Source organism: Streptomyces sp. NPDC019396 (genome assembly GCF_040632375.1).
Classification (GTDB): Bacteria; Actinomycetota; Actinomycetes; order Streptomycetales; family Streptomycetaceae; genus Streptomyces.
Genome location: NZ_JBEYBS010000024.1, coordinates 73,963 through 88,866 on the forward strand (window position 1 = coordinate 73,963; position 14,904 = coordinate 88,866).

12 protein-coding genes are annotated in these 14,904 nt (G+C 72.2%); 4 read left to right on the top strand and 8 right to left on the bottom strand.

Features of this window, described 5'->3' with window-relative positions; genetic code table 11:
- Nucleotides 1-3 precede the first annotated feature (3 nt).
- Complete coding sequence (locus ABZ532_RS25125) at nucleotides 4-453, bottom strand: roadblock/LC7 domain-containing protein (RefSeq protein ID WP_361287948.1); 450 nt, start codon at nucleotides 451-453, stop codon at nucleotides 4-6.
- A complete protein-coding gene (locus ABZ532_RS25130) occupies nucleotides 446-3,136 on the bottom strand; it encodes a nitrate- and nitrite sensing domain-containing protein (protein WP_361287952.1) in 2,691 nt (896 codons plus the stop codon). Before ABZ532_RS25130 ends, ABZ532_RS25125 begins: the two co-directional genes overlap by 8 nt.
- 316 nt (nucleotides 3,137-3,452) lie before the next feature.
- On the opposite strand from ABZ532_RS25130, the gene ABZ532_RS25135 reads away from it, so the two are divergent.
- The gene (locus tag ABZ532_RS25135) at nucleotides 3,453-4,490 is read left to right on the top strand and encodes a GDSL-type esterase/lipase family protein (protein ID WP_361287955.1); all 1,038 of its coding nucleotides are present in this window, start codon (nucleotides 3,453-3,455) and stop codon (nucleotides 4,488-4,490) included.
- Nucleotides 4,491-4,595: 105 nt separating this feature from the next.
- Here ABZ532_RS25135 and ABZ532_RS25140 read toward each other — a convergent pair whose 3' ends face one another.
- A complete protein-coding gene (locus ABZ532_RS25140; protein WP_361287958.1) occupies nucleotides 4,596-6,062 on the bottom strand; it encodes a GuaB1 family IMP dehydrogenase-related protein in 1,467 nt (488 codons plus the stop codon).
- Between the two features lie 399 nt (nucleotides 6,063-6,461).
- Nucleotides 6,462-6,827 (bottom strand): barstar family protein, encoded by a 366-nt coding sequence (locus ABZ532_RS25145; protein ID WP_361287961.1) that lies wholly within the window; start codon nucleotides 6,825-6,827, stop codon nucleotides 6,462-6,464.
- Between the two features lie 301 nt (nucleotides 6,828-7,128).
- Between ABZ532_RS25145 and ABZ532_RS25150 the strand changes: the two genes are divergently transcribed.
- Both ABZ532_RS25150 and ABZ532_RS25155 read left to right on the top strand, forming a co-directional pair.
- Nucleotides 7,129-8,466, top strand: a complete 1,338-nt coding sequence (locus ABZ532_RS25150) for a glutamine synthetase family protein (protein ID WP_361288046.1) — start codon at nucleotides 7,129-7,131, stop codon at nucleotides 8,464-8,466.
- Entirely contained in the window at nucleotides 8,467-9,621 is a 1,155-nt protein-coding gene (locus ABZ532_RS25155) for an amidohydrolase family protein (protein ID WP_361287964.1), read from the top strand.
- A 19-nt stretch (nucleotides 9,622-9,640) separates the two neighbouring features.
- Here the strand turns inward: ABZ532_RS25155 and ABZ532_RS25160 are convergent, their stop codons facing one another.
- The 4 genes from ABZ532_RS25160 to fmt form a co-directional block, all read right to left on the bottom strand.
- A complete protein-coding gene (locus ABZ532_RS25160; RefSeq protein WP_361287967.1) occupies nucleotides 9,641-10,687 on the bottom strand; it encodes a sugar-binding domain-containing protein in 1,047 nt (348 codons plus the stop codon).
- Nucleotides 10,688-10,762: 75 nt separating this feature from the next.
- A complete protein-coding gene (rpe, locus tag ABZ532_RS25165) occupies nucleotides 10,763-11,446 on the bottom strand; it encodes a ribulose-phosphate 3-epimerase (RefSeq protein ID WP_361287970.1) in 684 nt (227 codons plus the stop codon).
- 263 nt (nucleotides 11,447-11,709) lie between these two features.
- Nucleotides 11,710-13,143 (bottom strand): transcription antitermination factor NusB, encoded by a 1,434-nt coding sequence (locus ABZ532_RS25170; protein ID WP_361287973.1) that lies wholly within the window; start codon nucleotides 13,141-13,143, stop codon nucleotides 11,710-11,712.
- A 60-nt stretch (nucleotides 13,144-13,203) separates the two neighbouring features.
- Nucleotides 13,204-14,139 (bottom strand): methionyl-tRNA formyltransferase, encoded by a 936-nt coding sequence (gene fmt, locus ABZ532_RS25175; RefSeq protein WP_361287976.1) that lies wholly within the window; start codon nucleotides 14,137-14,139, stop codon nucleotides 13,204-13,206.
- A 250-nt stretch (nucleotides 14,140-14,389) separates the two neighbouring features.
- Here fmt and ABZ532_RS25180 point away from each other — a divergent pair, with 250 nt between their 5' ends.
- Complete coding sequence (locus ABZ532_RS25180; protein WP_361287979.1) at nucleotides 14,390-14,833, top strand: hypothetical protein; 444 nt, start codon at nucleotides 14,390-14,392, stop codon at nucleotides 14,831-14,833.
- Nucleotides 14,834-14,904: the final 71 nt, after the last annotated feature.

The window sequence follows — 14,904 nt, forward strand, 5'->3', positions numbered from 1 at the left end:
GGATCAGGCGTCGGTGGCCTCGCGGACGGCGCGCGCGGGCACGGCCATATGCCGGCCCACCCGCCTGACCAGCAGGGTCATCTCGTGGGCGAGCTGTCCGACATCGGTCTCGATGTCGGACAGCACGGCGAGACGGCTGCCGTCACCGGCCGGCGTGATGAACAGATACGCGCCGTCGAGCATGACCATGGTCTGCCGCACCCGGCCCGCCCCGAAACGGTCCCCTGCCTCCTTGGCCAGGCTGTGGAACCCGGCGCAGACGGCGGACAGGTGCTCGATGTCACGTGCCGGCATCCCGCGCGACGCGCAGGTGACCAGCCCGTCCGAGGTCAGCAGCACGGCCTGGCGGACATGGTCGGTCCTGGCCACCAGCTCGTCCAGCAGCCAGCCGAGGTCGCTCGCGGCGGTCTGCGCGACCGGCTCGGCCCCCTCGCGGTTTCCGGGGTCATCCATCCTGACCCGTCCCTTCGTCGCTCATGATCTCCCGCCCGGCCGGGTCGCCCTTGCGACCCCGGTCGAGCCCTCGTTGAAACGCCCCGAAGATGGCCCGCATCTCCTCCGCGCTGACTTCCTTCGCGGGTTCGCGGTCCTCGGGCTCGCGACCCGTGATCTCGCCCACCGGCGCGGCACGCAGCGGCGCCGCGAGCGACGCCTGCCGCACCCGCCTGGGCAGCGCCCGGGGACCGGTCGCCTCGCCGTCTTCCGCCTCCGCGCGGTCGTGCGCGTCCTGCCCGCCGGACGGGGCGCCGGGCCGGGTACCGGCACGGTCGTCGGGCTGCCACGGCCGCTTCGACTCGGACATCCGGGTCTTCCCCACGGCCGCGGCCTGCCCGCTGCCGTCCGCGAAGTCATGCCCTTCGGCCGCCACGGCGTCGGCGGCCCAGTCGCCGCCCTGCGCTGCCCCACCGTCCGTCCGGGACGCCCGTGGCGCCTCAGGGAGGGCCTTCCGCGTCCGCTGGGGCAGCACGGGGGCCGCCCCGGACGTGCGCGGGTCCAGGACCCCGACCGGTGCCTGCTCGGGCTGTGGCGTGTCGTCGGTCACCGCGCGCAGGACGGCCGTGGGTGTGTCCTCCGGGGCGGTCGGCGCGACCGGCCCGCGACCACGCGTCGGCAGGGTGCGGACCACCGCCCCCGCCGACGAGCCCGACTCGGGCACGGTCACCACGGACTCGACCGGAGAGGTGACCGAGTCCGGCAGCAGCACGACCGCGGTCGTGCCGCCGTACGGGGAGCGGGTGAGGGTCACGGTGATGCCGTGGCGGGCGGCGAGCCGGCCGACGATGTACAGGCCCAGACGCTCGTCCAGCACCGGGTCGTAGTCCCCCGGGCGCGCCAGCGTGCGGTGGGCCTGGTCGAACTCCTCGCGGTCCATGCCGAGGCCGCGGTCGTCGATCTCGAGGACGAAGCCGTTGCGGGCCTCGCCGGTGCGCATCGTCACCTGGGTGTGCGGCGGGGAGAACACCGTCGCGTTCTCCACCAGCTCCGCGACGAGGTGCACCACGTCCGCCACGGCCTCCGCGGCCACACCCACCGGAGGCATCGGCGGCACGACGACACGTGTGTAGTCCTCGATCTCCCCCACCGCGGCGGACACGACATCGACCAGCGGCACCGGCTGCCGCCAGCGCCGCCCCGGTGCCGCGCCCGAGAGGGTGATCAGGCCCTCGGCATGCCGGCGCATACGGGTGGTCAGATGGTCGATGCGGAACAGGTCTTCGAGGATGTCCGGGTCGGTGGTACGCCGCTCCAGCGTGTCGACCAGCTTCGACTGGCGGTGCACCAGCGCCTGGTTGCGCCGGGCGATGTTCAGCAGCACCGCGAACATTCCGCGTCTGAGCGTGGCCTGCTTCACCGCGGCCTCGACTGCCGCCCTGCGGGCCGCGTTGAGCGCGTGCCCGACCTGGGCGATCTCATCCGGGACGACCGCGGTGTTCCCGGCGCTCCCGGCGTTCGCAGCCTTTTCTGCGTTCTCGGCCCCGAAGCGGATCGGCGGGGCCACCTGAGCGGCGTCCACGTCCTCTCCCGCCGCGAGCCGCTCCATGACCTCCGGCAGCTGGCGCGTGGCCAGCACATCGGCAGCGTCCCGCAGCTCTTCCAGGCGACCGGCGATACGCCGGCCCGCGGACACCGAGAGCCAGATCGAGATCACCACCGCGATGAGTCCCACGCCGCCGACCACCGCGGCCTTCACCATCTCGCGGTAGGCGAAGTCACGTCCGCGGTCAGCCGCGTTCAGCGCGGATTCGGTGCACAGCTGCATATAGCGCTTGACCGCCCGGTCAGTCGTCGTCCGCCAGGAGTCCGCGGCGATCGCCTCGCTCGCGCCGGACCCACCGGCCCGCAGCAGCGCGTCCTCACCGGAGACCAGCGAGCGGTACGCGGTGCTCCGCTCGAAGTCCCTGAAGAGTGCCGCCGAGTCGGCCGGGAGATCCGCGACGTAGGTCCGGTGGAAGACCCTGCGGTCCTCGACCGTGGCGGTCAGCGCGTCGTACTGGGCGTCACTGACCCTGCCCGCGGCCCGCGCCCCGGCGACCAGCGCATCCTCGCGGGAGACGAACTCCCGCACCCGCACCAGCTCCACCACCACCTGCGCCTCGCGGGCGAGCTGCCCCGCCTGGAGTGCGGTCAGGGTGGACTGGATGTCGAACGTCGGCTCGACGAGCCCGGTGTACGCGTCGACGGCCCCGCTCCAGGACAGCGACTCGTCAAGCACCTGCTTGCGCAGCCCTTCCAGCTGTCCGGCCGCCTCGTCCATCGCGTCCAGCGACCGCCGCTGCCGGTCCGACAGGTCCTCGCGGTGCTCCTGGTCCCGGATCGCCTCGTGCATCGTCTGCACGGCCCGGTCCGTGGACCGCTGCTGGGCGAGGTACTCGGCGGCGTCGGCCCCGTCCGCGTCGCGCTCCGCGGATCCCAGATAGCCGGCCGCCAGCCTGCGCTCGATCTGGATCTGCCCGACCGCCGTGTCCACGGGGGTGCCGAAACTCTCGTACACCCCCTGGAGGCGGATCAGGGCGCGCAGATCTCCGGTCACGGACACCATCGCGAAGGTCCAGAGCGTCATCAGCGCGATGATCGGCAACACGGTGAGGGCCACGATCCGGCCACGGATCGTGGAACGGCGCAATCGCCGGCGCATGAACTCCCCAGAGCGTTCGTAACTGCGTTTGGTGACTCACTGACCAGCGGCTGTTACCCACCGGTAGGGGCTGTCAAGCTACGCGATGGGGAATGTCGGACGCAATGCTCCCTGCGGTAATCCAGGCCATTTCGGTTACGCGGTGCGTATGGACACCGTTTCAGAGCTCCGCCAAGGTGCGCGAAAGCGCAGACACGGGCAGGGATGGCCCGAACCGGACTTCCCGTCTCCCGCATCCGAAGATCGGAGCCCGCCTTTGACGCCCCACACGACGCCCGGGACAACGCCCGCGACGACGCCCCGGACGACCCCTTGCGTGACCCCGGACGGGACGCTGCCCGACGGCTGGCTCGATCCGGGTCCGTTCCTGCGCGGTGTCGCCTGGCGGGACGGTACACGGGCGGTGCGGGCCGATCCCGCGGATCTGGCCCGGCTGCCCTGGGACACCCGCGAGCGGGCAGCACTGCCCATCGGTGTGCGGCTGGAGTTCACCGCCCCGGGCGGGGCCAGCGAGGTGCGGATCCGGTATCGCGCACGGGTGCCGGATACGGCGGACGCGCTGCGCGACATCGCCCACTGCTTCTCGCTCTGGCACGGTGAGCGCTGCCTCCACGAGTCGTTCACCGAGCCCGCGGAAGAGAGCGTCGTCGCACTGGAACTCCCCCCGGGAAACGGGCCGTTCACCGTGCATCCCCCCGAGTCCCAGGCGCCGGTGATCCTGGGCCTGCGCGGTGTCGGCGGCACAGTGGTCCCCGCGCCCGGGCGCCCCCGCTGGGTCGTACACGGGGACTCCATCACGGAAGGCTGGTGGTCGACCCGGCCGGCCCACTCCTGGCCCGCGACCACCGGGCGGATGCTCGGGCTCGACACCGTCAACCTCGGCTACGCGGGCGGCGCCCGGGGCGAGCTGCCCACGGCCCAGCAGCTCGCCAGGCTTCCGGCGGAGCTGCTCACCCTCGCCTTCGGCACGAACTGCTGGTCCCGCACCCCGTACAGCACCTCCCTGATGTACGAGACGGTCCGTGCCTTCGTCGCCCTGGTGCGCCAGGGCCATCCGGACACCCCGCTCCTGCTGCTCTCCCCCGTGCTGTGCCCGGAGGCCGAGTCGACGGCCAACACCCTCGGCGCGACCCTCGCACAGCTCCGCACGGCGATGGAGTCCGCGACCCGTGACCTCATGGCGGAGGGCGACCGGCGCCTCACACTGCTGCCCGGCCGGGAGCTGCTGACAGCCAGCCATCTGGCCGACGGGCTGCACCCGGACGACAGCGGACACGCCCTGATCGCCGCCGCGGTCGGGGACGCTCTGCGCACCGCCGGGTTCACCGACCTCGTGGTCGGGCCGGCCGCCTGAAGGGGGCCTCGCACGCCGGGCCGGCCGGCCCGGCCGTACGCAACGACGGCGGCCCCGGATCAGCATCCTCCCGGGGCCGCCGCCACTACGTGTTCGAGCAGCTCATCAGCTCCAGCTGGCGTGCAGCGGCTTGCCCTCGGCGTAACCGGCCGCGCTCTGGATGCCCACGATCGCCCGCTCGGCGAACTCCTCGAGCGAGCCGGCGCCCGCGTAGGTGCAGGACGAACGGACACCCGCGATGATCGAGTCGATCAGGTCCTCGACGCCCGGACGGGCCGCGTCCAGGAACATCCGCGAGGTGGAGATGCCCTCCTCGAAGAGCGCCTTGCGGGCCCGGTCATAGGAGGACTCGTCGCTGGTGCGGTTGCGGACGGCACGCGCCGACGCCATACCGAAGGACTCCTTGTAGAGCCTGCCGTCGGCGGACTGCTGGAGGTCGCCGGGCGACTCGTAGGTGCCCGCGAACCAGCTGCCGACCATGACGTTGGAGGCACCGGCGGCCAGCGCCATCGCGACATCGCGCGGGTGCCGGACACCGCCGTCGGCCCACACGTGCTTGCCGTACTTCCTGGCCTCGGCCGCGCACTCCAGCACCGCCGAGAACTGGGGGCGGCCCACACCGGTCATCATCCGGGTGGTGCACATGGCGCCGGGGCCCACACCGACCTTGATGATGTCCGCACCCGCCTCGACGAGATCACGGACGCCCTCGGCGGCCACGATGTTGCCCGCCGCGATCGGGACCTGCGGGTCGAGGCCGCGGACGGCCTTGATCGCCGAGATCATCGACTCCTGGTGGCCGTGCGCGGTGTCCACGACGAGCGTGTCGACGCCGGCGTCGAGGAGCTGCTTGGCCTTGCCCGCCACATCGCCGTTGATACCGACGGCGGCGGCGATGCGCAGTCGGCCCTGGGCGTCCGTGGCCGGGGTGTACAGCGTGGCGCGCAGGGCGCCCTTGCGGGTCAGGACGCCGGCGAGCCTGCCGTCCTTGCCGACCGCGGGGGCGATCTTGCGGTTGGCGTTGTCCAGGGTGATGAACGCCTCGCGCGGGTCCATGTCCGCGTCGACGAGCAGCAGGTCCTTGGACATCACCTCGGAGAGCTGGGTGAAGCGGTCCACGCCGGACAGGTCGTGCTCGGTGACGACGCCGACCGGACGGTCCTGCTCGTCCACCACGACACCGGCGCCGTGGGCCCGCTTCGGCAGCAGGGACAGGGCGTCGGCGACGGTCTGGTGGGGAGTGAGCACGATCGGGGTGTCGAGCACGAGATGGCGCGTCTTCACCCAGGAGATGACGTCGGTGACGACCTCGATCGGGATGTCCTGCGGGATGACGACCAGGCCACCGCGGCGGGCCACGGTCTCGGCCATCCGGCGGCCGGCGATCGCGGTCATGTTTGCCACGACCAGCGGAATGGTGGTTCCGGTACCGTCCGGGGATGAGAGGTCGACGCCCTGACGGGAGCCAACGGCCGACCGGCTCGGCACCATGAAGACGTCGTCGTAGGTCAGGTCGTAGGGGACCGGGGACGAGGCAACAGGCCGTCCGGTGCCGGGCTCAAGGAAACGCATAAGTCTCACATTTTCACGCGAAACGTCGCAGGTCACTCCTACAAGGACACAGCAAAACGCCCCCGCGTTCGGATATTCCTCCAATGGAGGTACGGGGGCTTCGTGCGCCGGGCAGAAGTGGGAACCTGCCTTACGTCGGAAGGCTACCCGAACGGGAAGCCGAGGGGCCAGCGGGCCCACAGAAAGGCTCCCTGACTAGGGCGTGTTGCGAAAGTAGCGCCGTCCGCCCGGAGGGCGGGGCTCGCGGCGTCCGGTGCGTGCGATCGCAAGGCGGAGGGTCATCCTCGTACTGGACGTACTCGGATGAGTCCGACAACGCAGCGAGGGTGCGTGCTGGGGGCACCTCCCAGGCGAAGCTCTGGGGGAGTCGCGTGCCAGGCGGGACTTTCGCAACACGCCCTAGTCGTGCTCCCCCATGGCCACCAGCACGGCCACCCGCCGCGGCATCGTGTCCACCGCCTGCCCGAAGACCTCCTGGGCGGTCTGCCACTCGCCCGGCCGGGCTGCCGCGTACTCCTGCCAGCGGCGCACGAGCACCAGGGTGCCCTCGTCCCCGGGCAGGGCGCTGAGGCAGTCCGCGAGCGCGTCCCAGTTCCGGCCGAACCAGGCGGGCAGCCCCAGGTCGCTCGCGCAGCGCTCCATGAAGGCCGCCTTGTCCATGACCCCGTGGAGATCCAGCACGGTCACGTTCCGGCCGGCCGCAGCGTCGAACAAGGCCGCGAGGGGGCCGTTCCGTTCGTTGCCGCTGTTCCGGCCGTCGCTCATGGGGTCGCCCTTTCTCCGGTCCGGTGAGTGATCTCGCGTGTAGTAGATCGCGCCGTCGTCACCGCTGACAACACGACAGCCCCCGGCCATCCGCTGACGCGGGTGATGAACGCGGGGCGGGGTGGGTAGGGAAAGTCCCGTGCAGCCCAACGAAGACCCCAGCGGCCGGACATCCGGCGCCCCGGCACCCGGCGGCGCGGCAGACAACGGCACCGCACCCCCGGATCCCGTGATCGGCAGCCTGTCCTGGGAGGACACCCTCCCGGAGCGCGGCCTGGACCCCGAGGAGGCCCTGCGCCGGATCCGCTGGGAGGCCCGGGCGGCCGCCACCCGGCTGGCCTCGGGGGACGTCCACGGCGTCGCCCTGACCTGGGTCGACAATGCCGGGCTCACCCGGGTCAAGACCATCCCCGTGGCCCGGCTGGCACAGGTCGCGGAACGGGGCGTCGGTATGTCGCCCGTCTTCGACGTCTATCTCGTGGACGACTCGATGACGACGAGCCGCCACGTCGGCGGCCCGGACGGAGACCTCCGACTGATCCCGGACCTCGGGCGGCTCACCGCGCTCGCCGGGCAGCCCGGCTGGGCGTGGGCCCCCGTGGACCGCCATGACCAGCAGGGACGGCCCTACCCCGGCTGTCAGCGGCTGTTCGCCCGGCGGATGGCCGCGCTGGCGGCGGAGCACGGGATCGAGCTCCGGATGGGCTTCGAGACCGAGTGGATCGTGCAGCGGGGCGGCGCACCCGCGTGCACCGGGCCCGCGTACGGCATGGCACGGGTGGCCGAACTCGCCGGGTATCTGGACGACGTGATGTGCGCGCTCACCGACCAGGGCGTCGAGGTGCTCCAACTCCATCCGGAGTACATGGCCGGGCAGTTCGAGGTGTCGGTGGCGCCGTCGGATCCGGTGGGCGCCGCGGACCTCGCGGTTCTGGTGCGCGAGACCGTACGGTCCGTCTCACTGAAGCACGGGCTCACACCGCTGTTCGGTCCCGCGGTCGTGGCGGGAGGCGTCGGCAACGGCGGTCACCTCCACCTCAGCCTGTGGCGGGACGGGAAGAACCTCTGCCGGGACGGCGGGGGCCCCTTCGGCATGACCGCGGGCAGCGAGGCGTTCCTGGCGGGCGTCCTGCACGCCCTGCCCGCCCTCCTCGCGATCGGGGCGCCATCCCCCGCGAGCTATCTGCGGCTCGAACCCTCGCGCTGGGCAGGTGTGTTCCAGTGCTGGGGTCTGGAGAACCGCGAGGCCGCCCTGCGATTCATCGCGGGCGCGCCGGACGACCCGGACGGTGCCAACGCCGAGGTCAAGTGCTTCGACCCGGCGGCCAACCCCTATCTGGTGGTGGGCTCCGTGATCGCGGCCGGGCTCGCCGGGCTCGAGGCCGGGGCGGTGCTGCCGGCTCCCGTCCAGGGCGATCCGGCAGCCGGCGACGGGTCTGCGGACGCCGGTCCGGCGCCGGCGCGGCTGCCACGCACCCTCCCCGAGGCCCTGAGCCACTTCGACCGCTCCGACATGCTGCGGGGGGCACTGGGCGAGGTGCTGTTCGAGGCGGTTGCGGCCGTACGCCGCGCCGAGATCGAACTGTTCGACGGGAAGTCCCCGCAGGAGATCGCCGATGCCACATGCGGGCGGTTCTGAATGCCGCCGGATCCTGCCTGGGAGCTGCCACCGCTCGTCGACCACCACTGCCACGGGGTGCTGCGCCGGGAGCCGGACGTGGACTCCTTCGTCTCGTACCTCACCGAGTCCGACGCCCCGGCCCCGTCCGGCACGAGCTTCTTCGACACCCAACTGGGGTTCGCTGTACGCCGCTGGTGCCCACCGCTGCTCGGTCTGGAGGCGCACTGTCCTCCCGACCGCTATCTGAGGCGGCGGCGCGAACTGGGCCATGAGGAGGTGACCCGCAGGCTGCTGGAGGCGAGCGGCACGGGCACATACCTGGTCGACACCGGACTTCCGGGTGACCTCACCGGCCCCACGGAGCTCGCGGCGCTCAGTGGCGGCGAGGCACGCGCGATCGTACGTCTTGAGTCGCTGGCCGAGCGGACGGCGGACGCCAGCCACGGTCCCGATGCCTTCATCGAAGTCTTCGACCATGCCGTCACGGCCTCCGCCCGAACCGCCGTGGGATTCAAGTCGATCGCCGCCTACCGCCATGGGCTCGGGCTCGACCCCGATCCACCCGCCGAAGCCGATGTCCGCGCCGCGGCGGGCCGCTGGCTGGATACGCGAGGGCCGGGCGGCCGCCTCACGGATCCGGTGCTGCTGCGTCATCTGCTCTGGTCGGCGGTGCGCACCGGACTGCCGCTCCAGCTTCACACCGGCTTCGGTGATCCCGATCTACGGCTGGACCGCTGCGATCCGCTGCTCCTGACGGACTTCATCCGGGCCGTCGGCCCCTACGGGTGCCCCCTCGTGCTGCTGCACGGCTACCCGTACCACCGCCACGCGGCCTATCTCGCCAACGTGTTCCCGCATGTGTACGCGGACGTGGGTCTGGCACTCGCGCACACCGGAGCGCGCGCGGAGGCAGTGCTCGCCGAAGCGCTGGAGCTCACCCCGTTCGGCAAGCTCCTCTACTCAAGCGACGCCCACGGCCTGCCCGAGTTGTACGTCGTCGGCGCCCGCGTGTTCCAGGAGGCCGTCGAGCGGCTCCTCGGCGACTGGACGAGCTCCGGCGCCTGGTCGGACGAGGACGCCGGACGCGTGGCGCGGCTGCTGGCCGCCGGGAACGCCCAACGGCTGTACGGCCTCGAAACCGAGGGGACGCCGGATCCGGTCCCGGGAGCGTGACAGCACGACGGGTCGCCCGTCAGCTGTCCGGGTCCGCCCGCTCCAGCGCCGGACGGGGCCCCGGGTGGGACTCGGTGAGCAGGAAGTCCGCGGCGGCGGTGTCCGTCACCAGGCTGGTGACCAGCCCTGACCGCAGCACCGCGCCGATCGCCGCCGCCTTGCGCTGGCCGCCCGCGATGGCGATGACCTCGGGGATGCGGCGCAGCCGGTCCGCCTCGACCGTGATGCAGCGCTCGCCGAGGTCACGACCGACCCTGCGGCCGTCGGCGTCGAAGAGGTGGGCGGACATCTCCGCGGCCACGCCCAGCGAGGCGTAGTGGGCGCGCTCCTCGTCGGACAGCATGTCGTGGACGGTGGAGATGCCCGGCTCCCAGGAGCCGATGGAGACACAGGCGACGGTCACCTTGTCGAAGTACTCGAAGGCGCGCGCGATACCGGTCTGGTTGCGCAGGGCAGCGGCCGTGGCCGGGTCGGGCAGCAGCATGGGCGCGTAGATCGGGTGCGCCTCGCCTCCGGAGACCTGGGCGGCACGCCGCACCGCCTCCACCGATCCGCGCTCGGCGGTCCCGGCGTCGTAGACGCCGGTCAGCTGGACGACGGTGCAGGGCGGGAGCCGGTCCAGCGCAGCTGCCATGTGAATCGTGGAGCGCCCCCAGGCCAGACCGAGCACATCGCCCTCGGTGACGAGCTCGCCGAGCAGATCCGCGGCGACCTCACCCAGGTTCTCCGGGTCGGGGGACTCGTCCTCGCCCTCCGCCGGGGACTCGACGACCACCGCGTGCCGGAGACCGAAGCGGGCGCGCAGCGCGTCGGAGCGCTCCGCGTCCAGTTCGGCGGGGACACGGATCTCGATCCGTACCAGATCGCGTTCGAGCGCGGTCTCCAGGACCCTCGCGACCTTGAAGCGGCTGACGCCGAACTCCTCCGCGATCTGGATCTTGGACTTGCCCTCCAGATAGAAGCGACGTGCCATGGCCGCCGCCTGCACCAGCTCCGCGGGTCCCATCCGCAGGGCTGGCCGTCCCGCCGACATTGCAGACACCGCGCTCTCCTCACTGCTGTTCACACTCCGGAACCGTCATCCTGTCAGATCCCGAGGTTGTCGATCAGCCCGGACGGGCCCCGTTCACATAACCGTGGCTCAGTGGTCGCATGCCCAGGGCGCTGAAGCAATGGTCCGGGACGCCTTGTCACGCAGCGCGCGCACCGCCTGCGCCGGGTCCTCGGCGCCGTACACCGCCGAGCCCGCGACGAAGACATCCGCGCCGGCTTCGGCGCAGCGCTCGATCGTGGCCTCCGAGACACCTCCGTCGACCTGGAGCCAGAGCTCGAGTCCGTGCTTGTTGATCAGCTCCCGGGTACGGCGGATCTTCGGCAGCATGATGTCCAGGAAGGCCTGGCCGCCGAAGCCGGGCTCCACGGTCATGATCAGCAGCATGTCGAGCTCGGGCAGCAGGTCCTCGTACGGCTCGATGGGCGTGGCCGGGCGCAGCGCCATCGAGGCACGCGCCCCCTTCGCCCGGATCTCGCGCGCAAGCCGTACCGGCGCCGCCGCGGCCTCCACGTGGAAGGTGACGGACCCGGCACCGGCCTCGACGTACTGCGGAGCCCAGCGGTCCGGGTTCTCGATCATCAGATGGCAGTCGAGCGGGGTGTCCGTGGCGCGGCTGAGCGACTCGACCACCGGAACACCCAGCGTCAGGTTGGGCACGAAATGGTTGTCCATGACATCGACATGGAGCCACTCGGCACCTTCGACCGCCCTGGCCTCCTCGGCCAGTCGGGCGAAGTCGGCGGACAGGATGCTGGGAAAGATCTGAGCCATGTGCCAAGACTGCCATGCGGCGGCACCGGCATGCGCAGGAGGACCACAAGGAGGCTCAGGGGGCCGCCGGGACGGGGTGCGGGAAAGCGGCACCGTCGGGGCCTTCGGCGTCCTTCGTCGACCGTTGTGGGGGTGCCACGACCACCTCGCCACGCTCCACGCGCCGTGGACCAATCTCCCGTGGACCACGACCGGGCGGCGGCACCTGCGGTCACCGCCCGGTGGTGAAGAACTCCGTCGGCAGGCCCACGGGTCTCCCGCCGTCAGGCCGTACGCCGCAGCAGGGCCAGGTACATCGCGTCCGTGCCGTGCAGATGCGGCCACAGCTGGACGTCGGGCCCTTCGCCCAGGGCCGGGATCCCGGGCATCAGCGGGCGGGCGTCGATCCACTCGGCCTCGGCCGCCGGGCCGCCGCGGCCCTTCAGGACGTCCTCCACGACCACGCGGGTCTCGGCGAGATGCGGCGAGCAGGTCGCGTAGCCCACGACTCCCCCGACCCGGACGGCGCTCAGCGCCTCCCGCAGCAGGGAGCGCTGGAGCGGGGCGAAGCCCTCGAAGTCCTCGGGGCGGCGGCGCCAGCGGGCCTCGGGACGGCGGCGCAGGGCGCCGAGTCCCGAACAGGGCACGTCGACCAGGACCCGGTCGAAGGAACCGGGGCGCCACGGCGGGCGGGTGCCGTCGGCAGCGATGACCTGGTACGGGCCCGGGTTGCCGGTCAGCGCGCGCTCCACGAGGCGGGCGCGGTGCGGCTGCTTCTCGGCGGCCAGCAGCGCGGCGCCCCGCCCGGCGGCAAGGGCACCCAGCAGGGCAGCCTTGCCGCCGGGGCCCGCGCATCCGTCGAGCCAGCGCTCGTCACGGCCGTCGAGCGGGGCGTTCGCCAGCGCGATCGCGACAAGCTGGCTGCCTTCGTCCTGGACCCCGACCCGTCCTTCGCGGACCGGGTCGAGCGCACCCGGCTCGCCGCCTTCGGCCATCCGCACCGCATACGGCGACCAGCGGCCCGGCAGCCCCGTCCCCTCCCCGAGCAGATCCAGGAGCTCCTCCGTGGTCGCCCGGCCGGGGCGGGCCACCAGCGTCACCTCGGGCCGCTCGTTGTCGGCCTCCAGCAGGTCCTCGATCCCGGCGCGGCCACCGCCCAGCGCGTCCCAGAGTGCCGAGACGACCCACCGGGGATGTGAGTGCACCACGGCGAGATGGTCCTCGGCGTCCTCGTCGTACGGCGGGGCCACGCGCTCCAGCCATGCGTCCATGTCGTGCTGCGAGATCTTCCGGAGCACGGCGTTGACGAACTTCGCGCGGCCGTCACCGAGCACCACCCTCGCCAGCTCCACGCTCGACGACACCGCCGCGTGGGTGGGGATGCGCGTGCCGAGCAGCTGGTGCGCGCCCAGCGAGAGCACGTCGAGCACCGGCGGGTCGACCTCGCGCAAGGGACGGTCCACACAGGCGGCGATGATCGCGTCGTAGGTGCCCTGGCGGCGCAGCGTCCCGTAGACGAGCTCGGTCGCGAGTGCCGCGTCCCGGCTGTCGAAGTCGCCCTTCTCACGGGCCTTGCGCAGCAGCGGGGGCAGCACGAGGTTGGCGTACGCGTCCCGCTCGTCAACGGCCCTCAGCGCGTCAAAGGCGAGGATCCGCACGGGGTCCTTCGCCGGCCGGCGGTAAGGCTTGTGGGAAGGGCGACGGCTCTGCTCGCTCAAAAGGTGCTCCGCGTTTCGAAAGGGTCGAACCCCTTCAGCCTACGACGCCCCGAATCCCCCTCAGACAGAGCCCAGCCGCTCTCCGGGGGCGATCCGCACCCCGCGCGCCCAGTCGGCGGCGCGCATGGGCTTCTTGCCCTGGGGCTGCACCCAGAGCAGCTCGACGGCGTGCGAACCCGTACCGGCGTACACGTTGTTCTTCCCGGCGGCGAGCTCCCCTGGCGCCAGGTCCGAGCGGTCCTGGACCAGCGTGGCGTTCACCAGCTTGAGCCGCTCGCCCCGGAAGACGGTCCAGGCCCCCGGTGCGGGGGTGCAGCCGCGTACCACCCGGTCGACCCGGAGGGCCGGTGCCCGCCAGTCCACATGGGCGTCCTCGACGGTGATCTTCGGCGCGAGGGTGATGCCGTCGGCTGGCTGCCGTACGGCCTTGAGACTCCCGTCCTCGATCCCGTCCATGGTCGCGGCGAGCAGCCCGGCACCGGCGAAGGCGAGCCGGGTGAGCAGATCACCACTGGTGTCGGAGGGGCGCACGTGCTCGGTGATCACTCCGTAGACGGGTCCGGAGTCGAGTCCCTCCTCGATCTGGAAGGTCGACGCACCGGTCATCTCGTCCCCGGCGAGGATCGCGTGCTGCACGGGCGCCGCGCCACGCCACGCGGGCAGCAGCGAGAAGTGGAGATTGACCCAGCCACTGCCGGGGATGTCGAGCGCGGCCTTCGGCAGCAGGGCGCCGTACGCGACGACCGGGCAGCAGTCCGGCGCGATCTCCCGCAGTCGGGCCAGGAAGTCCTCGTCACGCGGTCTGACGGGCTTGAGGACCTCGATCCCGGCCTCCTCCGCGCGCTGCGCGACGGGGCTGGCGACCAGCCGCCGGCCGCGGCCCGCGGGCGCGTCGGGGCGTGTGATGACCGCGGCCACCTCGTGGCGGTCGGAGGCGATCAGCGCGTCAAGGGCGGGTACGGCGACCTCGGGGGTGCCTGCGAAGACAAGTTTCACTGGGATTACCTCGCTCTGTGTGCCGTATGGACGCGCGACGCACCAGTCTATTTGGCCCTGCTGACCGGGGGCGCACGAGAGCCCGCGCGCCCTGCGCACATGCCCTCACTCTCCCGCACCGTGACCACAACGCAGCCTGAAGCGTTGGTCAAGAGAGATTGACCGAAACGGGCCGCATGCCGCCGCATCTGGATCTGGTGGCATCCGGTGCGGCCCGGCCCCTTTCAACGCCGGTTCGAGAGGCTTGTCCATGGCCGACCACGCAACTCACGACGCCCAAGCCCGGGCCAGTCTGCATCTGTTGGTGCGGGACATCGAGCGGGTCCGCCGACAGGTGGACGCACTGCGCACACTCACGGCGCAGTTGGGCAATGTCTACCGTCCGCGTCGCTCCGGCCCGTCCGCGGGATTCGTCGTCTATGGCAGGGCTCCCGCCCCGACCGTCCGCCTCGCGCAGGAACTGCGGGACAGTGTCGAGACATTGGTGACCGCGGCGGTGGACTTCGACCGCTCGCTCGGCTTCTCGTGGGACGCGGTGGGTTCGGCGCTGGGTGTCACCAAGCAGGCGGTGCACCGGCGTTACGGCTCACGCCGGGCGACGCAGGTACCGGCGGCTGCCACGCCGGAGGCGGTGCCGGCGACCGCCCCCGCGGTCCCGGCAGCCCGGGCGGTCCCGGGCCCCCGCAACGGCTAGCCCGTACCTCAGCGCGGGACGGGGGACGACGGACACACCGGGCACCGCCACGGGGTGCGGGCACGCCGACG